We start from the raw sequence: 21,846 nt of genomic DNA on the forward strand, positions 1-21,846 counted from the left end.
AGCTAGAGCATGCGCTCCCACTGCGCCAGCACGTCCGGCGTGGGGTTCACCGCCGGGGCGAAGTCCTGGCGGCCCAGCCGCGACCGGTGCTCGCGCAAGGCCCACTGGACGGTCGGGAAGGCCAGATCGTCCCAAGGGATCTCCTCCCAGCGGAACAGCCCGACCTCCTGGCTCTCCGGCCCGGCGGACACGTCCGGCGACAGCAGCCGGGCGCGGAAGATCATCTGCACCTGGCTGATGCGCGGGATGTCGTAGACGGCCAGCAGCGAGTCGATGGCGATTTTGGCCCGCGCCTCCTCCCACGCCTCGCGGGCGGCGCCCTCCATGGTGCTCTCCCGTTCCTCCATGAAGCCGGCGGGCAGCGTCCAGTAGCCCTTGCGCGGTTCGATGGCGCGGCGGCACAGCAGGATGCGGTCCTCCCACGTCGCCACCGACCCGACGACGATCAGCGGGTTCTGGTAGGCGATGTAGCCGCAGTCCGGACAGGTCAGCCGCTCGCGGTCCTCGCCGGGCGGGATGGTGCGGACGCGGGGGCCCTTGAGGGGGCCGGCAGGAAGACCGGAGGAGGAGGACGGATCGTCGGGCATCCGTCGGATATGGCGCAGACGGGGACGGCGGGCAAGCCCGCTTCACCGACCCGCAGCGCAGGCGGAACGGAACCGGGAAGGGATTTGTCTTTGTTCATTGCCCGTTCTCTTTCCTGATTCGTTCCTGTAGTCTCGCCTGTGGTCTCGGCATTTGCAGCGATCTTCGGGGAATTTCATGCAGTTCGCGTTCGACGCACAGTCGGTGCTTCTCGGCGGCCTTGCCGGCGCCCTTCTCGGGGCGATCCTCGCCGGCATGATCGTGCGCCTCTACGCCGCACGCGCCGAGGCGGAGGCCGCCGCCATCCACGCCGAACTGGTCACCCGGCTCGACGTGGCCGAGCGAATCGAAGGCGACCTGCGGGAGGAGGTGGAGGCCCGCGACCACCAGATCACCCGGCTGACCGGCGAACTGTCCGCCGCCCGCGAACGGCAGGCGGAGCTGTCCACCACGCTGGCCCGCGAGCGCGCGTCGGCGGCGGAGAAGCTGGCCCTTCTGGAGCGTGCGCAGGCCACCCTGTCCGACAGCTTCAAGGCCCTGTCGGCCGAAGCCCTGCGCTCCAACAACCAGAGCTTCCTCGACCTCGCCAAGGAGACGCTGACGACCTTCCAGGAGCAGGCGCGCGGCGACCTGGAGAAGCGGCAGACCGCCATCGCCGACATCGTCGCCCCGGTGCGCCAGTCGCTGGAGCGCATGGACGGCCAGATCCAGGAGATGGAGCGCAGCCGCGCCGGCGCCTACGAGGGGCTGAAGCAACAGGTGCTGTCGCTGGTGGAAACCCAGTCCCAGCTCCGCGCCGAGACCGGCAACCTCGTCCGCGCCCTGCGCAGCCCGGTGGCCCGCGGCCGCTGGGGCGAGATCCAGCTCCGCCGGGTCTGCGAGATGGCCGGCATGCTGGACCATTGCGACTTCGCGGAGCAGATGAGCGTGGAGGCCGCCGGCGGGCGGCTGCGCCCCGACCTCGTGGTCAAGCTGCCCGGCGGCAAGACCATCGTGGTGGACGCCAAGACGCCGCTGGAGGGCTATCTCGACGGGGTGCAGGCGGCCGACGACGGCGCCCGCCGCGACGGGTTGTCGCGCCACGCCCGCCATGTGCGGGAGCATATGAAGCAGCTCGGCACCAAGGCCTATTGGGACCAGTTCACGGATTCGCCGGAATTCGTCGTGCTGTTCCTGCCCGGCGAGAACTTCTTCTCCGCGGCGCTGGAGCACGACCCGGCGCTGATCGAGGCGGGCATCGACCACCGGGTGATCCTGGCCACCCCGACGACGCTGATCGCGCTGCTGCGCGCCGTTGCCTACGGCTGGCGACAGGAGCGGCTGACCGACAGCGCCCGCGAGATCAGCGCCTTGGGCGCCGAACTCTACAAGCGCCTGCACGACCTGGGCGGCCATATGGAGCGGCTGGGCGGGCAGCTCGAAAAGGCCGTGGGCAGCTACAACGGGGCGGTCGGCAGCCTGGAATCCCGCGTGCTGGTCACCGCCCGCCGCTTTCGCGACCTCCACGCCACCCCGGACAGCGCCGAGGAGATTCCGTTGCTGGAACCGCTGGACCACGCCCCACGCCCGCTCCAGGCGCCGGAACTTCGCGCGGCCGAGCCCCGGGCAGCGGAATTGAGGGCAACAGAATTGAGGGCGGCGGAACTGCGAGCAGCGGCCAGGGCGTAGGGCTGAAGACTGCAACCCAGATTTGCCCGTCTTGTTTCGCCTTGCAAAGGACGGGAGCGGTCCCAATTTCCCTCCTGTCATTCTGCTTCGGACTGCCGGCCTGCTACGCCTTCGGGTGCCCAGATCGTCGCTATGCCTGGACACAGTCTGATGCGCCGCACCGGCCGATGCGGCGCCTTTCATACTAATCGGAGAGCAATCATGCCCGTCGGTACCGTCAAGTGGTTCAACAGCACCAAGGGTTATGGCTTCATTCAGCCGGACAACGGTGGTGCGGACGTCTTCGTCCACATCTCCGCGGTCGAGCGTGCGGGCCTGCGCAGCCTGAATGAAGGCCAGAAGGTGTCCTACGAGGAGCAGCGCGATCCGAAGCGCGGCAAGACCTCGGCGGAGAACCTGAAGGCCGTCTGAGCCACGTCTCACGGCACGGCATCGGAGGGGGCACCGGGAAACCGGTGCCCTTTTCCGTTGCGCGCTTTTCCTCTACAAGCACCCCCCTGACGTTCGGAGTTTCCCCCCATGGCCAAGACCAAGAAGAAGCAGCCGGTGGACAGCGCCTTCGTGCTGTTCGACGTGCTGTACGAAGACGGCGCCCGCACCTCCAACCGCAAGGTCCCCGGCACGCTGGTCGGCGGCCTGGACGGCGATGAGCCGGCCCGCGGCTTCATCGAGGAGCAGGACCGCAAGATCGCCGAGATGTCCGGCAATCCCCGCGGCCCCATCAAGTCGATCACCCGCTCGCCCCTCTGAGGTGCGGCCGTCCCGATGGGATCGGCGGGTCGCCGCGGGTTGTGCCTTGCGCCTTCCTTGACCTCGTGGCCCGCCCCCCATATTTTGACGGATTGTCGCACCTCCACGCACCGTTGCTGAGTTCCCATGGCCGTTCTCGATATCCTCGTCGCCCCGCACCCCGTCCTGAAGCAGAAGGCGAAGCCCGTCGACAAGGTCGACGCCCGCATCGCCAAGCTGATGGACGACATGGTCGAGACCATGTACGCCGCGAAGGGCATCGGCCTCGCCGCGCCGCAGATCGGCATCCTGGAGCGGGTGATCGTCGTGGACGTGCACGACAAGGACGAGAAGCCGAACCCCATCCGCCTCGCCAACCCGGAAATCGTCTGGAAATCGGACGAGACCTCGGTGTGCGAGGAGGGCTGCCTGTCGGTGCCCGACCAGTATGCCGAGGTCACCCGCCCGTCGTCGGTCCGCGTCCGCTATCTGGACGAGACCAACGAGACGCGCGAGATCGAGGCCGACGGCATGCTGGCCACCTGCATCCAGCACGAGATCGACCATCTGAACGGCGTGCTGTTCGTCGACTACCTGTCGATGCTGAAGCGCAACATGATCCTGCGCAAAGTCCAGAAGATGCAGCGCGCCTAACCTTCTGACGTTGGACGACTCTTCATGACGCCGCTCCGCCTCGTTTTCATGGGCACGCCGGACTTCGCCGTGCCCAGCCTGCGCGCCCTGGCCGATGCCGGGCACGAGGTGGTCTGCGTCTACAGCCAGCCGCCCCGCCCGGCCGGGCGCGGGCAGCAGGTCCAGAAATCCCCGGTCCACCGCTTCGCCGAGGAACGCGGCATCCCCGTGCGCACGCCCAAGTCGCTGCGCAACGCCGAGGCCCAGGCGGAGTTCGCCGAGCTGAAGGCCGACGCCGCGGTGGTCGCCGCCTACGGTCTGATCCTGCCGCAGCCGATCCTCGACGCGCCGCGGCTGGGCTGCCTGAACGTGCACGGCTCGCTGCTGCCGCGCTGGCGCGGGGCCGCCCCGATCCAGCGCTCGATCCTGGCCGGCGACGCCGAGACCGGCATCACCATCATGCAGATGGACATCGGGCTGGACACCGGGGCCATGCTGCTGAAGGACGCGGTGCCAATCACCGCCGAGACCACCGCCAGCAGCCTGCACGACGCGCTGGCCGACATGGGCGCCCGCCTGATCGTCGAGGCGCTCGACGGCCTTGCCGCCGGCCGCCTGACCGCCGAGCCGCAGCCCGAGGCGGGCGTGACCTACGCCGCCAAGCTGACGCGCGAGGATGGCCGGCTCGACTGGACGCGCGACGCCGCCTATGTGGAGCGGCAGGTCCGCGCGCTCACCCCCTGGCCCGGCTGCTGGTTCGACGCCCCGACGCCGACCGGCGGGGTGGAGCGCATCAAGATTCTGAAGGCCGAACCGGTCCCCGACGCCCGCAAGGCGGCCCCCGGCACGCTGCTGGACGACCGTCTGACCGTGGCCTGTTCCGACGGCGCCGTGCGTCTCACCCTGGTGCAGCGGCCCGGCAAGGCCCCGGTGGACGGCGCCGCCCTGCTGCGCGGCTTCGCCCTGCCCGTCGGCACCCGTCTCGGCGACGCCGCATGCAGCGCTGGAAACTGACCCTCGAATATGACGGCCGGCCCTTCGTCGGCTGGCAGCGGCAGGACAACGGCCCCTCCGTCCAGCAGACGCTGGAGGAGGCCATAGAGCGCCTGTCCGGCGAAACCGTGCGCGTCCACACCTCCGGACGGACGGACGCCGGGGTGCACGCGCTGGGGCAGGTCTGCCATTTCGATCTGGAAAAGCCCTTCACCGGGCTGAAGCTGCGCGACGCGCTGAACTTCCACCTGAGGCCCGCCCCCGTCGCCGTCCTGCAGGCCGAGGCGGTACCGGAGGATTTCCACGCGCGCATGACCTGCCTGGGGCGCAGCTACGTCTTCCGCATCGTCAACCGCCGCGCCCCGCTCGCCCTGGAGACGGGCCGCGCCTGGCACGTCATGCGGCCGCTGGACGCCGAGGCGATGCACGTGGCCGCGCAGGTCCTGGTCGGCCAGCACGACTTCACCAGCTTCCGCGCCGCGCTCTGCCAAGCCAACTCCCCGGTCAAGACGCTGGAGCGGCTGGCCGTCGAGCGGGTCGGCGACGAGGTCCGGGTGCACGCCGCCGCCCGCTCTTTCCTGCACCATCAGGTGCGCAACATGGTGGGCACGCTGGAGCTGGTCGGTGCCGGCAAGTGGAGCGCCGATGACCTGCGCCGCGCGCTGGAGGCCCGCAACCGCTCCGCCGCCGGGCCGACCGCCCCGCCCGATGGGCTGTATTTCGTCAACGCCCGCTACTGACGCCCATAAGGCGGCGTCTGGCGCTCGTCGCCAATTGCCGATAGACTCCCAGGCGAAGCACAACCGGCCGGATTTCCGTCGCCGTGCACCGCCGTCCGCCACGCCTGTTCCCACCGTTCCTTCTGCTGATCGTCGCGCTGCTGCTGACCGGCTGCGGCGTGGACGGCGATCAGGCCGCTCTGTGCCGCAAGCTGATCCCCGCCTTCGACTCCGGCCCCGTCACCATCTTGGACACGGAGGCGCTGGGCGGCGACGAGCCCGCGTTGCGCCTGACCTACCGCACGGACAACGGCGGCGCAGAAACGGGCACCCACTGGATCGCCTGCCGCTTCGGCGGACGCTTCTTCGACTCGCGCCGGCACGAACTGGTGGCGGTGGCGACCGACCGCATGGGGCGGCTGCGGCCCATGCAATTCACCATGCTGCGCGTCTGGGCCGGCCTTCCCGCCGCCCGCCTCGGCCTGCCGCCGGAGTCGAGCGGACCGGAACCGCAACCGCGGACGGACTGGGCGCCGCTGCTGTTCTTCCTGCAACAGCTCATCAACGCGGCCACGGTGGCCTGCGTCTACGGGCTGCTGGCGCTGGGCTACACGCTGGTCTACGGCATCCTCGGGCAGATCAACCTCGCCATGGGCGAGCTGACGATGATCGGCGCCATGCTGACCGCCATGGGGGCGGCGGCGCTGGGCATGGCCGGGCTGGGCAGCCTTCCGCTGGCGGTGCTGGGAGTCTTCGCCACGGTGATGGCCTTCACCGCCGTCCAGGGCTGGACCATGGACCGGCTGGTGTTCCGCCGCCTGCGCCGCACCCACAACCACACGCCGCTGATCGCCGCCGTCGGCCTGTCCATCGCCTATCAGGAGGGGATGCGGCTCCTGCACGGCGCCCGCGACTGGTGGCCCGCCCAGTTTCTGGCCGACCGGCACGAGTTGCTCAGCGACGGCGCCTTCACCGTCACCGCCCTGACCTCGCAGGCGGTGATCCTGCTGATGACCGGCGGGCTCTACGCCCTGCTGTGGGCGATCATGCAGCGCACCGCCTACGGCCGCGCCCACCGCGCCTGCGCCGACGACGTGGGGGCCGCCGAACTGGTCGGGGTGGATGTGGACCGCACCGTCGCCACCACCTTCGCGGTGGGCGGCGCGCTGGCCGCGGCGGCGGGGGCGGTGATCGCGCTCTATTACGGCGGGGTGAATTTCTACACGGGCTATCTGGTGGGATTCAAGGCGCTGGCCGCCGCGGTGGTCGGCGGCATCGGGTCGGTCCCCGGCGCCATGCTGGGCGGCGCCCTGCTGGGGCTGGTCGAGACTTTCTGGTCAGCCTATTTCGCCATCGCCTACAAGGATATCGTGGCCTTCGGCCTGCTCACCCTCTTCCTGATCTACCGCCCGGACGGGCTGATGGGCCATCGCCGCGGGCGGGGGGATTGAGAGCCCCCCGGTGGCGGGGACCGGTCAGGGAAGGTCCGCCCCCATGGCTGCGGCGATGGTGTCCAGGTCGCGGTCGGTGACCGTGAACAGCCCGAAGCGGAACGGATAGCCCCAATTCCGCACCCCGGCGGAGAAGTCCAGCCGGTCGAGCAGGGGCAGGATCGGCGTCTCCCGCCCGTCCAGCCACCGCACGTCGCGGCGGAAGGGAACGAAGCCCCCGCCCATGTCGAACGGGTAAGGCGTGCCGTCCCGCACGATCCCCACGGCGGTGAAGGACTGCAGGCGGTCCTTTCCCTGGAAGCGCTCGGTCGGCGAATAGTAGGCGACGCGGTCCCCCGGACGGATGCGGCGCAGCGGCGCCGCCTTGCCGTGGCAGACCTGCATGAAGCCCTCCGTCCGCCCCCGCCGGACATGCTCGGCGGAGGCGACGGCGATCCAGCTGCGGCTGGCGGTGGTCCGATCCATGGCGGACCTCACGCTTCCGTCGGGGCGAAGACGCGCAGGCGGTGCCCGTCCGGGTCCAGCGCGACGAAGGTGTGGCCGAAATCCATGGCGGTCGGCGGCTGGGCGATGGTCAGGCCGCGCCGCACCCAGTCGTCGTGAAGGGCCTGCACCGCCTCGGCACCGCCCACCCGGAAGCCGATCTCCCCGCTGCCGCCGAGCGGCCCGGCGGAGGCCGCCGGCTCCACCGTGTGGCGCGACCACAGCCCCAACATGACGCCGGAGTCCAGGGCGAACATGGCGAAGGTGGGCGACGCCTCGACCGGCGGCTTGCCGGTCAGGTCGGCGTAGAAGGCGGCGCTGGCGGTCGGGCTGTCCACATAGAGAAGGATGATGTTGGCGCTGAACATGGGCTGTTGTCCTCGCTGATCTCCGGCACGGGCGATCCCGTCCGGCGAAGACCAAGCTAGGCCAACACCCTGACAGTTTCTGTCAGCAGTCGTGCGCGGGCACGCTCACCGGACCGGGATGCCCTCGGCCTCGCGCCATTCCTTCAGCAGCGCCTGCCGCCGCCGCGGGTAGCGGGCTTCCAGCGCCGTCACGGAGACGATGCGGTCGGCACGGAAATGGCGGATCGCCCCGCGCAGCTCGCACCACGCGACCATGACGCGCAGCCGGTCGAAGAAGCCGAGCGCGAAGGGCCAGACGGTGCGCTCGGTGGCGGCCCCGTCGCGGTCGCGGTAGGCGATGGACAGCTTGCGCTCGCTGCGGATGGCCCGCCGGACGACGGCGAGGTCGACGCCGTCCCCGACGATCGGCTCTCCCGGCCCGACGAGCAGCGCGGAGGCGTCCATACGGTCGCGGAGGTCCCGTGGCAGCACCACCGCGATCTTGGCGAGCGCGTTCTGCGCCGCCGCCCCCAGCGCGCCGTCGGCGCGGTCGGCCACCCAGCGGATGCCCAGCGCGAGCGCCTCGATCTCCTCCTCCGCGAACATCAGCGGCGGCAGCAGGAAACCGGGCTGGAGGAGATAGCCGACGCCCGGCTCGCCGTCGATGCGGGCGCCCTGGGCCTGGAGGGTGGCGATGTCGCGGTAGATCGTGCGCAGGCTGACGCCGAGTTCGTCGGCGAGGACGTGCCCGCTGACCGGCCGGCGATGGCGCCGCAGGCACTGGATCAGATCGATGAGGCGTTCGGCGCGCGACAGCGGAGATGCCCCTAAAAACGACGAAGCGGGGACGGCTGGAAGGCCATCCCCGCTCCGGGCGTCACAGCGGACCGTGAGAGCTTACAGGCTGCGCACGTCGGTCAGGTGCCCGGTCACCGCCGCCGCGGCGGCCATGGCCGGGCTGAGCAAGTGGGTGCGCCCGCCGCGGCCCTGGCGGCCCTCGAAGTTGCGGTTGGAGGTCGAGGCGCTGCGCTCGCCCGGCGACAGGCGGTCGGCGTTCATGGCGAGGCACATGGAACAGCCCGGCTCACGCCACTCGAAGCCGGCCTCGGTGAAGATCTTGTCCAGGCCCTCTTCCTCCGCCTGATCCTTCACCAGACCGGAGCCCGGGACGACCAGGGCGCGCACGCCCTCGGCGACCTTGCGGCCCTGGGCGATCACCGCGGCGGCGCGCAAATCCTCGATACGGCCGTTGGTGCAGGAGCCGATGAAGACGGTGTCCACCTTCACGTCGGTCAGCTTCTGGCCGGGCTCCAGGCCCATGTAGGCCAGCGAGCGCTCGACGGCGGCGCGCTTGCCGGCGTCGGCCACGTCGGCCGGGTTCGGCACGGTCGCGGTGATCGGCAGCACGTCCTCCGGGCTGGTGCCCCAGGTGACCTGCGGAACGATGTCGGCGGCGTTCAGCACGACGGTGGTGTCGTAGACCGCGCCCTCGTCCGACGGCAGGGTCTTCCAGTATTCCACCGCCTGCTCCCAGGCGCCGGCCTTCGGGGCCAGGGCGCGGCCCTTCACATACTCGAAGGTCTTCTCGTCCGGGGCGATCAGGCCGGCGCGGGCGCCGCCCTCGATGGCCATGTTGCAGACGGTCATGCGGCCTTCCATCGACAGGCCGCGGATGGCGTCGCCGGCGAACTCGATGACGTGGCCGGTACCGCCGGCGGTGCCGATCCGGCCGATGATCGCCAGCACGATGTCCTTGGCGGTCACGCCGGCCGGCAGCTCGCCGTCGACGCGGACCAGCATGTTCTTGGCCGGCTTCTGCAGCAGGGTCTGGGTGGCCAGAACATGCTCCACCTCCGACGTGCCGATGCCGAAGGCGAGCGCGCCGAAGGCACCGTGCGTCGCCGTGTGGCTGTCGCCGCAGACGATGGTGGCGCCGGGCAGCGTGAAGCCCTGCTCCGGACCGACGATGTGCACGATGCCCTGGCGGACGTCGTCCATCGGGAAGTAGCGGACGCCGAAGTCGCGCGCGTTCTTGTCCAGCGTCTCGACCTGGATGCGGCTTTCCTCCTCGACGATGCCCTTGGAGCGGTCGGTAGTCGGCACGTTGTGGTCGGGAACGGCGAGGGTCGCTTCCGGACGGCGCACCGGACGGCCGGCAAGCCGCAGCCCCTCGAACGCCTGCGGGCTGGTCACTTCATGGACCAGATGGCGGTCGATGTAGAGGATGCAGGTGCCGTCGTCCTGACGGTGGACGACGTGGCTGTCCCAAATCTTGTCGAACAGGGTGCGCGGCTTGGACATAGCAACTCTCTCTCGCGGCAATTCTCTCTCGCAAACCACAGACCGGACGAACGAAGCGTGCGGTAAGAGGGCCGCACAATAGCCGTCTCTTTCAACCAGGACAAGGCCGAGCCTGTGGAAAACACCCCGCATCCCGCAGCGAAAAATCGCCGCTCCCCCGCGCCGCCCATCGGCTGGCGGGGAAGGCGCTCCTTATGGTAGCGTCCGCCCACCGATCTCCATTGCCCCATTCGATGAAGGGTCATCCCGTGACGGACCCCACTGTCCGCTGTGAACGCTGCGAACGGCCGTATCCCGCCGAGCTTCCCGGCTGCCCGAACTGCCGGCGCATCCGCCAGACCAACATCGCCATCGCCACCACCATGATCCTTCTGGTGCTGTTCGCCATCGGCGGCTGGTTCGGCATCCAGGTCTTCACCGGCTTCTCCACCGGCGGCACGCCATAACGCCGTAACGCCGGCCCCTCGCGGGGCTGCCGCACCGGGAACGCAGACCTCCCGCCCCCACCCGCGCCGTAGGATGCGGCAAAATTCAGGGTTGGGAGGACTCATGGCGGATCAGGCCATGCCACGCGCCGCGGCCGGCCAGGGACCCGTGGGCGGTCCGGGCGCCGTGGTCTACGCGCAGCTTGCGGGAATCGTGCTGTTCTGGGGGGCCAACTGGCCCCTGATGAAGCTGGCCCTGTCCGACATTGGGCCGCTGACCTTCTGCTTTCTCCGTTTCGCCGGGGCGGCGGCGGTGCTGGCCCTGCTGTCGCGGGTGCTGCGCTTCCCCCTCCTGCCGCCGCCGGGGGAGCGCTGGCCGCTGGCCCTGGTCGGGCTGCTCCAGATCGCCGGCATGCTGGACCTCAGCTCCATCGCGCTGCGGGTGGTGCCGCCGGGACGGGCCGCGGTGCTGGCCTACACCATGCAGATGTGGGCGCTGCCGCTGGGCGTCCTGCTCGCCGGGGAGCGCTTCACGCGCGGGCGAGTGATCGGCGCGCTGCTGACCTTCGCCGGCGTCCTCGTCTTCTTCAACCCTGCGCTGATGGACTGGAGCGATCCGGCGGTTCTGCTGGGCAACGGGCTGCTGCTCGCTTGCGCGCTGAGCTGGGCGCTCGGTGCCACCCTCTACCGCCGGCGCCGCGGCGGCTGGCGCACGCCCTTCTGGACCCAGACCTTCTGGCAGATCGCCGTCAGCGCCGTGGCGACCGCGCCGCTGGCCCTGGCGGCGGAGCACGCCCGGCCGATCCATTGGACGCCCGCGCTGGGCACCGTCCTGGCCTTCAACTGGGTGATCGCGACGGGGCTGTGCTTCTGGTGGTGGGCGAAGTCCCTGACCGCCATGCCGGCGGCGCAGGCCGGGCAGATCATCTGCCTCGTCCCCGTCACCGCCCTCCTGCTGAGCGCGGTCTTCATGGGCGAGCCGCTGACGGCCGGCGTGCTGATCGCGGTGGCGCTGATCGGCGCGGGGATCCTGACAACGATGCGGGCGCGGTAGGGGAGGTGATCGGGTAGTGGTCGACGTGGGCCCCCACCCAACCCTCCCCCGCTTCGCAGGGGAGGGCTTTTCTCCTCCCCCTGCGAAAGCGGGGGGAGGTCGGGAGGGGGGCATCGGCGCAACCACGTCCCCAACGCCAAACACCCGCCCGGATTGCTCCGGGCGGGTGCTGGTTCAGGCGTACCGAACGAAAGGGCGCCGGATTACTCCGCGGCGGCCTTCGTGTTGTTCATGCCGCGGCCGGTCGTGCGCTCGGCGATACGGGCCGACTTGCCGCGACGGTCGCGCAGATAGTACAGCTTGGCGCGGCGGACGGCGCCCTTGCGGACCAGCTCGATCGACTCCAGACGCGGGGAGTAGAGCGGGAACACGCGCTCCACACCCTCGCCGTAGCTGATCTTGCGGACGGTGAAGGACGAGTTCACGCCGGCGTTCCGGCGGGCGATCACGACGCCCTCGTAAGCCTGGACACGCTCGCGCGTGCCCTCGACCACCTTCACGTTCACGCGGACGGTGTCGCCCGGCGAGAACACGGGAATGGTCTTGCCGCCGAGGGCCTTCTCGATCTGCTCCTGCTCGAGCTGCTGCAACAGGTTCATGACACTACCCCTTTCCATCGGTGCGCCTCGCGGCGGACCGTCACTCTGGTTTCGGGCCGCGCCGGCGACCCCGTTTCCCAATCTGACCCTCGGCCTTCTTGCCCGCCTCGTAGCGGTCCCACAGGTCCGGTCGCCGGGCCTGGGTGATCCGCTCCGCCTCGGCGAGCCGCCAGGCGCGAACCTTCTCGTGGTGGCCGGACAACAGGATGTCCGGAACCGACCGTTCCACACCCTGCCCGTCGGTCCAGACCGCGGGCCGGGTGTAGTGGGGGTATTCGAGCAACCCCCGTTCGAAACTTTCCTCGCCCGCCGTCTCCACATTGCCCATGACACCGGGGAGCAAGCGCACCACGGCGTCGATCAGGCACAGGGCGGCGGTCTCGCCGCCGGACAGCACAAAATCCCCGAGGCTGACCTCCTCAAGGCCGTGCGCGTCCAGCACCCGCTCATCCACCCCTTCGTACCGGCCGCAGAGCAGGGTGACCACCGGGGTGGCCGCCAGCTCCTTGACCAGCTCCTGGTCGAGCACCCGTCCGCGAGGCGACAGGTAGATCGCCCGTCCGCGTCCAGGAGTGCCCGGAGGACCCGCCGTCGCGGTCAGAGCCGCGTCCAGCACGTCGGGCCGCATGACCATGCCGGCCCCTCCGCCGAAGGGGGTGTCGTCGACGGAGCGGTGTTTATCGCGCGCGAACGAGCGAATGTCCACTGATTCCAACGCCCAGACTCCATTTTCCAGCGCCTTTCCCGCGAGGCTGAGCCCCAGCGGACCCGGAAACATCTCCGGGAACAGCGTCAGAACCTTGGCCGTCCAGACAAGAGAACCGGAAGCGCCGTGATTCACGGGCGGGTTCCCTTGTTTTCAACGTCGTCTTCAGCGACATCCGCGCCCTCCGGCGCGTCCTCTCCGTCCTTTTCCGCCTCGCCTTCGCGCGCTTCGATGACCGCGGGAAGATCGACCACGACGCGGCCTCCCTTCACATCGACCACCGGAACGCAGGCGCGGGTGAAGGGCAGCATCTCCAGCGGCCCCGATTCCGTGCGGATCTCCAGCACGTCACCGGCTCCGAAGTCGTACAGCGCCTTCACCGTGCCCCAGACGGTGCCGTCGGCGAGTTCCGCACGCAGGCCGATCAGGTCGGCGTGGTAGAACTCGTTTTCGTCCTCCGTCTCGGGCAGGGCGGAACGGTCCACATAGAGCCGGACGCCGGTCAGCTCCTGCGCCTGTTCGCGCGTGGCGATGCCATCGACGCGGACCAGGAACAGGTCCTTCATGGTGCCCTGAAGCGTCAGCGCGAAGCGCCGGGCGCCCCGCTCGTCCGAGAGGGGGCCGTAGGACGCCACGGCTTGCGCATCCTCGGTGAAGCTTTTCACCTTCACGAGGCCGCGGACGCCGTGCGCCCCGGCGAATTGGCCGACGCAGACTTTTGTGGACATGGCTTGAGCGTGTGCGTTGCGGGCTCACTGCCCCCACCCTGACCCTCCCCCGCTTTCGCAGGGGAGGGAAATCGGCCCTCCCCTGCGAAGCGGGGGAGGGAGGGTCCCGCGAAGCGGGAGGGTGGGGGCGAGGAGCGTTCCCTTTATCAGCCCTCGGCGGCGGCCTTGGCGGCGGCCTCGGCCTTCAGACGCTCCTGCGCCTTGGCCTTCGGAGCGGACTTCTTCGGGGTCTCGCGGATTTCCGGCTTGGCGATCAGGCCGGCGTTCGCCAGGAACAGGGCGACGCGGTCCGTCGGCTGGCCGCCGACCGACAGCCAATGCTTGGCGCGCTCGGCGTCCAGGACGATGCGCTGCTCATGCTCGCGCGGCAGCATCGGGTTGTAGGTGCCGATCTTCTCGATGAAGCGGCCGTCGCGCGGGCTGCGGGCGTCGGCAACGACGATCGAGTAGAACGGGCGCTTCTTGGCGCCGCCACGGGCGAGACGGATCTTCAGGGACATGGGACAGTCGCTTCCTTGGTGTAGTCGCTTGGTGTGCGGTTGAACGTGATCGCGCTCATCGCGCGGTGCGGTCGCCGGGGGTCAGTTCGGCCCCCGGAAATTCTTCGGCAGGAGGCTTTGCAGCCCGTGGCGCATCAGCCCCTTCTGCCCCAGCTTCTGCACCTGTTTCATCATGCCGCGCATGGTGTCGTACTGCTTGAGCAGCTTGTTCACCTCCTGCACGCTGGTGCCGGAGCCGGCGGCGATGCGCTTGCGGCGCGACGCCTTGATGAGTTCGGGGTGCTTGCGCTCCTTCTTCGTCATCGAGGAGATGATCGCCTCCTGGCGTTTGATCACCCCGTCGTCGATGTTCGCGTCCTTGAGCTGGTTCTTGATCTTGCCGATGCCCGGCAGCATGCCCATCAGGCCGGACATGCCGCCCATCTTGCGCAGCTGCTTGAGCTGGGAGGCCATGTCGTCGAGGTCGAAGCCCTGGCCCTTCTCCATCTTGCGGGCGAGCTTCTCGGCCTCTTCCTTGTCGATGCTCTCGGCGGCCTTCTCGACCAGCGACACGACGTCGCCCATGCCGAGGATGCGGCCGGCGATGCGGTCGGGGTGGAAGGCCTCCAGGGCGTCGATCTTCTCGCCCATGCCCAGCAGCTTGATCGGCTTGCCGGTGATCTGGCGCATCGACAGGGCGGCACCGCCGCGCGCGTCGCCGTCCACGCGGGTCAGCAGGATGCCGGTGATGCCGACCTTGTCGTTGAAGTTGGTGGCGACCGTGACCGCGTCCTGGCCGGTCATGGCGTCGGCGACCAGCAGCGTCTCCGCCGGCTTGGTCGCGTCGCGCACGGCCGCGACCTCGGCCATCAACTCCTCGTCGATGGACAGGCGACCGGCAGTGTCGAGCATGACCACGTCGTAGCCTTCGCGCCGGCCGGTCTCGATGGCGCGGCGGGCGATGGCGACGGGGTCCTGGCCCGGAACGATCGGCAGGGTGGCGACGCCGGTCTGCTCGCCCAGCACCTTCAGCTGCTCCTGCGCCGCCGGACGGCGCACGTCCAGCGAGGCCATCAGGACCTTCTTGCGGTCCCGGTTCTTCAGGCGCAGCGCGATCTTGGCGGTGCTGGTGGTCTTGCCCGAGCCCTGCAGGCCGACCATCAGGATCGGCACGGGGGCGGCGGCGTTGAGGTTGATCTCCTCGCCCTGCCCCAGCATCTCCACGAGGTTGTCGTGGACGATCTTGATGACCTGCTGGCCGGGGGTGATCGAGCGCAGGACCTCCTGGCCGATCGCGCGTTCCTTGACCTGGTTGACGAACTGCTTGACCACCGGCAGGGCGACGTCGGCCTCCAGCAGCGCCACGCGCACCTCGCGCAGCGCGGCGTTGACGTCCTCCTCGCTCAGCGCGCCGCGGCGGCGCAGCTTGTCGAAGATGTCGCCCAGGCGTCCGGTCAGGCCATCGAACATGGGTCAGCGGTCCTCAGTTTCGGTCTCCATCCGCTCGAACGCGATCGGCTCAAGCACAAACGAGCCAGTGCGCGAAACTCGCGGACTGGCGGAGGTCCCCGGCACGCAGGCCGATGGTACCCGGTCGATGGCTCGACGGATGCAGGTCGGCGGACCATACGCATCGCGGGGGTCGGAGTCAACAACCCAACAACCGCGCCCCGCTGGACCCTCTTGCGCAACGCCCCGCGAAGGGTCACTATTTCCTTACACAACCAAGGGCTTTGCGGCCCGGAAACAGCGCCCGCGATAGAACGCATTCGAGGCGTACTTGAATAAAGCGTTACCGATTGTTAACTTTTTCTTCGCGGCTCCCCTTTAGAGTGTGTCGCGACTCCAACCCGGGATTTCCCTGATGCCCCCCGCGCAAGGCTTCGGAACGAACACGCCGCGCACGAAGCTGACGCAGAGTCAGCTGAACACGATCCTGCTCCGGCATCAGGCTTTCCGGAAAAGCCAGCCGGGCGGTGTGCGCGCGAACCTGAAGATGCGCGACCTGTCGCATCTGGACCTGTCCGGCATCGACCTGTCCGACGCCGACCTGTCCGGGGCGAAGCTGTTCAGCGCCCGGCTGACCCGGGCCAACCTGACCAACGCGAACCTCTACGCCGCCGACTTGCGGCTGGCGAACCTGGAGAAGGCCGATCTGCGCCGCGCCGACCTGCGCGGCGCCTGCCTGCGCGGCGCCGTGCTGTCGGAAGCCATGCTGGTCGAGGTGGACCTGCGCGACGGCACGCTGCTGCATTACACCCCATCGGGCGAGATGATGCCGCACAACTTCGAGGATTCGGTCCTGACCTCGGAGCTGACGGCGGCGGTCATCCGCGGCGCCGACCTGTCGCGGGCCAAGGTGGCGAACGCCTTCGTCATGCAGACCGACCTGACCGACGCGATCCTGCGCGGCACCAAGTTCATGCGCGCGAACCTGACGAACTCCAACCTGACGGGCTGCGACCTGACCGACGCCGACCTGTCGGAGGCCAACCTGTCCGGCGCCCGGCTGTCCGGCGCGGTGATGACCAACTGCGCCATCGGGCGCGCCAACTTCACCAACGCCAACCTGATCGGCGCCATCCTGGACGCGGCCCAGCTCCGCTCGCCCAACCTGTCCGCCGCGGTGATGGCGAAGGTTCTGGAGAATCCGGACGACGACCTGCGCAACATCCTGACCCTGCACCTTTCCTGGATCGACAGCGGCGGCAAGGACGGCAAGCGCGCCGACCTTTCCTCGCTCGACCTGTCGGGGCGCAACCTCGACGGCATCAACCTGTCGGCCGGCATCCTGCAATGCATCACGCTGCGCGGCGCCTCGATGATGGGCACCTCGCTCGCCATCGCCGACCTGTCGCTGTCGGACCTGCGCAAGGTGAACTTCACCAAGGCCGACCTGCGCGGCGTCAACTTCGAGCGGGCGACCCTGACCGGCGCCAACCTGACCGAGGCGCAGCTCGGCCCCGTGCACATCCAGGGGTCGAGCAGCCACGTCTGGCGGGCCAACCTCCAGCGTGCCCGCATGGGCATGGCCGTCCTGAAGGACGCCGACCTGCGCAAGGTGAACCTGTCCGGCGCCAACCTCGCCGGGGCGGACCTGCGCGGCGCCAACCTGAGCGAGGCCGACCTGACCGGCACCGACCTGACCGGCGCCGACCTCGACGGAACGGTTCTGGACGGCACCAGCCTGACCGACGCCATCGGGATTGAGGAGATGACCGGGACCTGATCCCGGCCTCAGCCTGGTACCCAGCCCCAATCCGTTTTAATTTTCAGGTGCGCCGCTGCGTCCAGGGGCCGGAGCGGTAGGCGGTGCGGACGTGGTTGATCAGCAGATTGCGCGCGTCGATCAACTGGGCCATGCGGTCGCGGCAGGCGACCACCCCGGTGTCCGGGTGATAGACCGGGGCCAGCTCGCGGAAGCGCTTCACCACCCGGTCCTCGTCGAAGCACCATTCATTGACGAAGCCGAACATCTGCGCGGCGTCGCGCACCTGGGTCAGCTTGCCGTCCAGCGGGCGGAAGGACACCCGCTCCAGCGCGTGGGCCAGCGCCTTGTTGCGGTAGGTCAGCGTTTCCACCGCACCTTCCAGCCGCCCCGCCTCCTCGGCGGGCATCAGCCGGCAGCCGGGTTCGGCCAGCGCCAGCGCCGCTGCCAGCGCCCGGCGGATCGCCGCGTCGCAGTGGCCGGACGGCAGCCGCAGCTCCAGCACCGCCCGCTCCGCACCATCGTCCGGTGCCCCCGGGTCCGGCATCCGGTCGGACGCCAGCAACAGCGCGGCAGCGGTGAGCGCCGACAGGTCGGTTCCGCGCTTCGCGGCCAGACGGACCGCCGCCGCTGCGAAAGCGGGAGCACAGGGAACCCGGTAGGGGATGGCGGGCGGAGCGCCGACGCTCCTGGCCGACGGGAAAAACCCGGCGTCCGCTTCGGTCAGCGCGGCGAAGGGATAGCCATCCGGAGCGGTCATGAAGGGCACCAACGCGTCGTGCGTGTGCCGCGACTCTAACGCAATCTCCGGATTCCGCGCAACGGCCCACCCCGTCGCAGGAGGTGTAACGCGCAACGCGTCATCCCCTGCCTGTCCGCGCTAGCACAGGCAGGGTCATCCGATCGGTCAGCGATGCATCATGGCCGGTTTGGCCGGCAGCTTCTGCAGCATGTCCTCGATGTAGGCCTCGTCGCTCTTGCCCGACATGGCGGCGAAACCCTTTAGCATCTGGCTGCCGAAACTGAAGACGCCGGTCAGGTCGATCTTCCAGGACCCGCCCTCGCGCACGAAGTCGGCGGGCACCAAGGCCGGGCGGTTGTCGACCATCAGCAAAGCGGAGGCGCGGTCGCCGCGCACCCGCACCGGGCCGAGCCCGCTGCTGCCGATGACGTTGGGGCCGAGCCAGCCGTTCTTCATGCCGTGATCGGCCAGCTCGCCCAGCGACATGCGGCGCAGGTCGGCCGGGCTGACATAGCGGCGCAGGCCCATGGCGGCGAACTTCTCCGCCGGCTCCAGCTTGGCGAGACCGGCGTCGTTGCCGCTGCGGGCGACCCCGCGCACCTGCTCCAGCTTGTCGACCGACGCGCGGGACAGCAGCGGAACCACCGCCGCGCCGCGCTTCTGCGCCAGGGCGGAGCGGGCGCTTTCGAAGACCGCGGTGACCTCCCGCTCCTCTGGAGAGGCGGGCGGCGGGGCGGCGGCGGCGGGAAGGGAGACAGCGGGAAGGGAAAGACCGAGGAACAACAGCAGCAGGGCCAGGGCGCGCATGAACGGGTCCGTGTGGTGGCGTGGCGTCAGGCTTTTTCCTCGACTCCGAAGAAGGCGAGCTGCCAGCGCATCTCGTCGTCGGACATCGGGTAAAGGACGCCTTCCTTTGCCATAAGCGCGGTTTTTGGCGGAATCTGGGCGATGCGCAATTGCACCTGCCGGGCGAAGCGCATCGACAGGCCGCAGCGCCACACCAGAGAGGTGACGGCGCGCGGGGCGTGGGTGCCGATGATGCGGTCGATGATCGGCATGGGAAGCTGCGCCAGTTCGCCCAGCCCGGCCAGGACGAAGGCCCGGTCGCCCTCCGCCAGCGCGCCCTCCAACAGCTTCTCCGTCAGCTTGCCTTCCTTGTTCAGCCGGGCCGCCTTGTCGGACGGGCGTTCGGCCGCCTTGTCCTTGTCGCCCGGCAGATGGCCAAGCTCCTCCTCCCCGAAATCGACGAGGCCGCGGGCGGCACCGGGTCCACCGCCGCCGTTGCCTCCGGCCCCGCGGTTGACGCGCGCCCGTACGCCCTCGGCCAGGGCGCGGGCGGCGGCGGGGTCGAGGTCGGTGCGCTCCCGCAGGACCTTCAGAAGGTTGTCGGCGACGAAGCTCGCCAGACGCGCCACGGCGCGGGCGGGCAGGCGCGGCCGGCGCACCAGCGGGGCGTGCTGCGGCGCCTGATCGAGGATGCGGTCCAGCGTCTCCTCGCGGATCTGGGCCGAGGGGTTGGCGAGCAGAGCGGTCATCGCCGCCTCGTCGTCGGACCGCGCGATGGCGTCGGCGACGGAGGCCGAAATCTGCTTGCGTCCGGCGATCGCCGACAGGGCGCCGGCCACCGGACCGCGCATGATGATGTCGGCCAGATCCTCATCGGTCAGGATCGGCGAGAATTGCAGGACCGGGGCGCAGACCGACAGCTCCACGTCGCGGGCCAGCGTGTTGATGACGCCGTGGGGTGCGCCGGGCAGCTCCTTCAGCGCCTCCGACAGGATGCCGCGCACCTCCGTCGCCTGATCGCGGGCCAGCGCTTCCAGGCACTCCAGCGTCAGCCGCTCGATCTGCGACGCCTGGTCGGCGGACAGGTCGGGCAGCAGCCGGGCGACCTTCTGGGCCAGGGCGCCGCGCACCGCGACCTCCCGGCCCTTCGCCAGCATCAGGTCGGCCTGCCGCGGCGTGCCGGCGTTGGTGGCGATGGCCTGACGGACCTCCGTCACCGCATCGGCGGCCAGGAAATAGAGCAGCTCCGGCCGGGTCTCGGGCGACGCGGCGACGCGGCGGCGCACCGCCGGGTCGGCGCTGCGCGCCATCTGCTTGGCCGCCTCGTAATCGGCGGGGTCGAGAAGCTGGGGGTCGGCGCGGTCGCCGCGGGTGGTCATAGGGACGCCTCCGCCACGGGGGAGCTTTCCCCCCTGGGAGCCGGAGCGACGGCGTAATGGCCCTTCCCGCGCTTCTTGGCGTCGTACATCGCCGAGTCGGCGCGGTCGGTCAGCTCCTGCACGGTCTCGCGCCCCACCCGGTGCACGGCGATGCCGATGGACAGGCCCAGCGGCTTGTCCGGACCGGCGGAGAGATGGCGCAGCGCGACCATCCCGGCCAGCAGCCGTTCGGCCACCGCCACCGCCTGCTCCTCGTCGGTGCGGCCCAGCCACAGGACGAACTCGTCGCCGCCCAGCCGTCCCGGCAGGTCGCCGGGCCGGACGCCGTTGGTCAGCAGCCCACCGATGGCCTTCAGCACGGCGTCGCCCTGCTGATGCCCGTGCAGGTCGTTCACCGCCTTGAAATTGTCGAGGTCCACGTAGAGAAGCGCGGACGGCCCGGTGTCCGAACGGCCGAGCACCTCGTCCAGCCGCTCGAAGAAGGTGCGGCGGTTGAACAGGCCGGTCAGCCCGTCGCGCTCCGACAGGCGGCGCAGCCGCTCCTGATAGGCCAGATGCGCGTGGGCGATGCCGATGTGGTCGGCCACGCCGGACAGCAGCATCCGGTCCTCGTCGTCCCACGGATCGGAATCGTCGCCGCGCCAGATCACCACGGCGCCGTTGACGGCCTGACGGTGCTCCGTCCGGGCGGCCAGCAACCGGTTCGCCCCCAGGGTCAGCTCATGCGGGTCCTCGCTGCCGGCGATCTCCTCCAGAACGGGGCGCGACAGGTCGGAGAGCAGTTCCTCCGGGATCTCCGCGGCGAAATCGGCGGCGGGACGCAAGGCGCCCGTTTCCGTCGCGCGGTAGATGCGGCAGCCGTCGGCGCCCAACGCGCGCGCGGTCTCCACCGCGGCGACGTGCAGCGCCTTCTGGGCGTCGAGCTGGTCGCGCAGCGTGTGGACGATGTGGGCGAGCATCTTTTCGCGGTTGCGCACCCGCGCCAGCTCGGCGGAACGCAGCACCTGCTCCGTCGTTTCGCGGCAGACCCCGCGCGCTCCCATCCATTCGCCTTGCGGGCCGAACAGCGGCACCGCCGACACCACGAAGCAGGCGGGCAGATCGTCCACCCGCTTCAGCCACAGCTCCGCCTGATCGACGGGGCGGCGGCTGTCGAACGGCAACGGCAGGTCTCCCCACTCGGTCACCGCCAGATCCTTGGGGTTGCGACCAATCAACGCATCGGGGGTGTAGCCCAGCGCACCCTTGGGCGTGACGAAGACGAATCGCCCGTCGCTGCCTGTTTCCCAGGCAAAATCGCTCGAAACCTCGACGAGATCCTTGTAGCGGCGGCGCGACTCGATCAGCGTCTGGCGGAGCTGCCGTTCCAGCGTGGCGTCGCGTCCCAGCAGCAGGATGCCCCCGTCGGGCAGCGGCGTGGCCGCCCATTCGACGATCATCACGCCGCGCGGCAACGCCACCGGAAGGGAGCGCAGGCCCGGCGCGACGCTGCACGTCGCCAGCCACCCTTGGATGTCTGCGAGCCAGCGTCCGCCGGCGGACAGCAGCTCGTCCGGGCGGCGTTCGCGGCGGCAACCGCGTGAGCGGAATCCAACCGGATCGCCGGACCGGGGAATGCGGCCAGGAGCGTGGGGGTAAGGATGGCGCCGGGCGGGTTGGCCGGCGGAACTTCGGACATTGGGTCTGCGGACACGGTGCGAACCTGAGACTGCGCGGGGCGGAGTATACCGGAAAAATGCGTTTCTTCGCCGAATCTTTCTTCAGGCGGTCCGGGCACCTGCCATACGCAACCACTCATTGAAAGCACCGCCGCTCCGGAGCGGAAACGGGC

24 protein-coding genes and 1 pseudogene are annotated in these 21,846 nt (G+C 69.8%); 10 read left to right on the forward strand and 15 right to left on the reverse strand.

Annotated features, from left to right (window positions below; all coding sequences use genetic code 11):
• Nucleotides 1-2 precede the first annotated feature (2 nt).
• Complete coding sequence (locus Sp245p_RS13615; RefSeq protein WP_014239343.1) at nucleotides 3-587, reverse strand: NUDIX hydrolase; 585 nt, start codon at nucleotides 585-587, stop codon at nucleotides 3-5.
• A 175-nt stretch (nucleotides 588-762) separates the two neighbouring features.
• Between Sp245p_RS13615 and Sp245p_RS13620 the strand changes: the two genes are divergently transcribed.
• The 7 genes from Sp245p_RS13620 to Sp245p_RS13650 all read left to right on the forward strand — a co-directional run bounded on the left by Sp245p_RS13620 (nucleotide 763) and on the right by Sp245p_RS13650 (nucleotide 6,778).
• Nucleotides 763-2,253, forward strand: a complete 1,491-nt coding sequence (locus Sp245p_RS13620; RefSeq protein WP_014239342.1) for a DNA recombination protein RmuC — start codon at nucleotides 763-765, stop codon at nucleotides 2,251-2,253.
• 201 nt (nucleotides 2,254-2,454) lie between these two features.
• Nucleotides 2,455-2,664, forward strand: coding sequence for a cold-shock protein (locus Sp245p_RS13625; protein WP_014239340.1), 210 nt, complete (start codon nucleotides 2,455-2,457; stop codon nucleotides 2,662-2,664).
• Nucleotides 2,665-2,772: 108 nt separating this feature from the next.
• Complete coding sequence (locus tag Sp245p_RS13630; protein ID WP_014239339.1) at nucleotides 2,773-3,003, forward strand: hypothetical protein; 231 nt, start codon at nucleotides 2,773-2,775, stop codon at nucleotides 3,001-3,003.
• A gap of 126 nt (nucleotides 3,004-3,129) precedes the next feature.
• Nucleotides 3,130-3,636 carry a peptide deformylase gene (def, locus tag Sp245p_RS13635; RefSeq protein WP_014239338.1) on the forward strand — a complete coding sequence of 169 codons (507 nt, stop codon included), beginning with the start codon at nucleotides 3,130-3,132 and terminating at the stop codon, nucleotides 3,634-3,636.
• Nucleotides 3,637-3,660: 24 nt separating this feature from the next.
• Entirely contained in the window at nucleotides 3,661-4,629 is a 969-nt protein-coding gene (gene fmt / locus Sp245p_RS13640; RefSeq protein WP_014239337.1) for a methionyl-tRNA formyltransferase, read from the forward strand.
• On the forward strand, nucleotides 4,611-5,348 hold the full coding sequence (gene truA, locus Sp245p_RS13645) for a tRNA pseudouridine(38-40) synthase TruA (RefSeq protein WP_014239336.1): 738 nt from the start codon (nucleotides 4,611-4,613) through the stop codon (nucleotides 5,346-5,348). The genes fmt and truA overlap by 19 nt, the downstream gene beginning before the upstream one ends.
• 83 nt (nucleotides 5,349-5,431) lie before the next feature.
• A complete protein-coding gene (locus Sp245p_RS13650) occupies nucleotides 5,432-6,778 on the forward strand; it encodes a branched-chain amino acid ABC transporter permease (RefSeq protein WP_014239335.1) in 1,347 nt (448 codons plus the stop codon).
• Between the two features lie 24 nt (nucleotides 6,779-6,802).
• Here Sp245p_RS13650 and Sp245p_RS13655 read toward each other — a convergent pair whose 3' ends face one another.
• The 5 genes and pseudogenes from Sp245p_RS13655 to leuC all read right to left on the reverse strand — a co-directional run bounded on the left by Sp245p_RS13655 (nucleotide 6,803) and on the right by leuC (nucleotide 9,909).
• On the reverse strand, nucleotides 6,803-7,243 hold the full coding sequence (locus Sp245p_RS13655; protein WP_014239334.1) for an EVE domain-containing protein: 441 nt from the start codon (nucleotides 7,241-7,243) through the stop codon (nucleotides 6,803-6,805).
• An 8-nt stretch (nucleotides 7,244-7,251) separates the two neighbouring features.
• Nucleotides 7,252-7,629 carry a VOC family protein gene (locus tag Sp245p_RS13660; RefSeq protein ID WP_014239333.1) on the reverse strand — a complete coding sequence of 126 codons (378 nt, stop codon included), beginning with the start codon at nucleotides 7,627-7,629 and terminating at the stop codon, nucleotides 7,252-7,254.
• A 105-nt stretch (nucleotides 7,630-7,734) separates the two neighbouring features.
• On the reverse strand, nucleotides 7,735-8,214 hold the full coding sequence (locus Sp245p_RS13665; protein ID WP_014239332.1) for a helix-turn-helix transcriptional regulator: 480 nt from the start codon (nucleotides 8,212-8,214) through the stop codon (nucleotides 7,735-7,737).
• A 45-nt stretch (nucleotides 8,215-8,259) separates the two neighbouring features.
• A pseudogene (locus tag Sp245p_RS36260) lies at nucleotides 8,260-8,424 on the reverse strand (helix-turn-helix transcriptional regulator); the annotation flags it as partial.
• Between the two features lie 81 nt (nucleotides 8,425-8,505).
• The gene (gene leuC / locus Sp245p_RS13670; protein WP_014239331.1) at nucleotides 8,506-9,909 is read right to left on the reverse strand and encodes a 3-isopropylmalate dehydratase large subunit; all 1,404 of its coding nucleotides are present in this window, start codon (nucleotides 9,907-9,909) and stop codon (nucleotides 8,506-8,508) included.
• A 248-nt stretch (nucleotides 9,910-10,157) separates the two neighbouring features.
• On the opposite strand from leuC, the gene Sp245p_RS13675 reads away from it, so the two are divergent.
• A complete protein-coding gene (locus Sp245p_RS13675) occupies nucleotides 10,158-10,355 on the forward strand; it encodes a hypothetical protein (protein ID WP_014239330.1) in 198 nt (65 codons plus the stop codon).
• 103 nt (nucleotides 10,356-10,458) lie between these two features.
• Nucleotides 10,459-11,388 (forward strand): DMT family transporter, encoded by a 930-nt coding sequence (locus Sp245p_RS13680; protein WP_014239329.1) that lies wholly within the window; start codon nucleotides 10,459-10,461, stop codon nucleotides 11,386-11,388.
• Nucleotides 11,389-11,591: 203 nt separating this feature from the next.
• Here Sp245p_RS13680 and rplS read toward each other — a convergent pair whose 3' ends face one another.
• The 5 genes from rplS to ffh form a co-directional block, all read right to left on the reverse strand.
• Entirely contained in the window at nucleotides 11,592-11,987 is a 396-nt protein-coding gene (gene rplS / locus Sp245p_RS13685) for a 50S ribosomal protein L19 (protein ID WP_014239328.1), read from the reverse strand.
• A gap of 40 nt (nucleotides 11,988-12,027) precedes the next feature.
• Nucleotides 12,028-12,828, reverse strand: coding sequence for a tRNA (guanosine(37)-N1)-methyltransferase TrmD (trmD, locus tag Sp245p_RS13690; RefSeq protein WP_014239327.1), 801 nt, complete (start codon nucleotides 12,826-12,828; stop codon nucleotides 12,028-12,030).
• Nucleotides 12,825-13,421 carry a ribosome maturation factor RimM gene (gene rimM / locus Sp245p_RS13695; RefSeq protein ID WP_014239326.1) on the reverse strand — a complete coding sequence of 199 codons (597 nt, stop codon included), beginning with the start codon at nucleotides 13,419-13,421 and terminating at the stop codon, nucleotides 12,825-12,827. The genes trmD and rimM overlap by 4 nt, the downstream gene beginning before the upstream one ends.
• Nucleotides 13,422-13,567: 146 nt before the next feature.
• Nucleotides 13,568-13,921, reverse strand: a complete 354-nt coding sequence (rpsP, locus tag Sp245p_RS13700) for a 30S ribosomal protein S16 (RefSeq protein WP_014239325.1) — start codon at nucleotides 13,919-13,921, stop codon at nucleotides 13,568-13,570.
• An 81-nt stretch (nucleotides 13,922-14,002) separates the two neighbouring features.
• Nucleotides 14,003-15,370, reverse strand: a complete 1,368-nt coding sequence (ffh, locus tag Sp245p_RS13705; RefSeq protein ID WP_014239324.1) for a signal recognition particle protein — start codon at nucleotides 15,368-15,370, stop codon at nucleotides 14,003-14,005.
• Between the two features lie 394 nt (nucleotides 15,371-15,764).
• Between ffh and Sp245p_RS13710 the strand changes: the two genes are divergently transcribed.
• Nucleotides 15,765-17,129 (forward strand): pentapeptide repeat-containing protein, encoded by a 1,365-nt coding sequence (locus Sp245p_RS13710; RefSeq protein ID WP_109138548.1) that lies wholly within the window; start codon nucleotides 15,765-15,767, stop codon nucleotides 17,127-17,129.
• A gap of 43 nt (nucleotides 17,130-17,172) precedes the next feature.
• Here the strand turns inward: Sp245p_RS13710 and Sp245p_RS13715 are convergent, their stop codons facing one another.
• The 4 genes from Sp245p_RS13715 to Sp245p_RS13730 form a co-directional block, all read right to left on the reverse strand.
• Nucleotides 17,173-17,868 (reverse strand): hypothetical protein, encoded by a 696-nt coding sequence (locus Sp245p_RS13715; RefSeq protein ID WP_014239321.1) that lies wholly within the window; start codon nucleotides 17,866-17,868, stop codon nucleotides 17,173-17,175.
• A 147-nt stretch (nucleotides 17,869-18,015) separates the two neighbouring features.
• Nucleotides 18,016-18,657, reverse strand: a complete 642-nt coding sequence (locus tag Sp245p_RS13720) for a hypothetical protein (protein ID WP_014239320.1) — start codon at nucleotides 18,655-18,657, stop codon at nucleotides 18,016-18,018.
• 26 nt (nucleotides 18,658-18,683) lie between these two features.
• Nucleotides 18,684-20,015: a DUF2336 domain-containing protein gene (locus Sp245p_RS13725; protein ID WP_109138549.1), complete on the reverse strand. Its 1,332-nt coding sequence runs from the start codon at nucleotides 20,013-20,015 to the stop codon at nucleotides 18,684-18,686.
• Nucleotides 20,012-21,454, reverse strand: a complete 1,443-nt coding sequence (locus Sp245p_RS13730; protein ID WP_246119778.1) for a sensor domain-containing diguanylate cyclase — start codon at nucleotides 21,452-21,454, stop codon at nucleotides 20,012-20,014. The genes Sp245p_RS13725 and Sp245p_RS13730 overlap by 4 nt, the downstream gene beginning before the upstream one ends.
• Nucleotides 21,455-21,846: the final 392 nt, after the last annotated feature.

The organism is Azospirillum baldaniorum (assembly GCF_003119195.2).
GTDB classification, from domain to species: domain Bacteria; phylum Pseudomonadota; class Alphaproteobacteria; order Azospirillales; family Azospirillaceae; genus Azospirillum; species Azospirillum baldaniorum.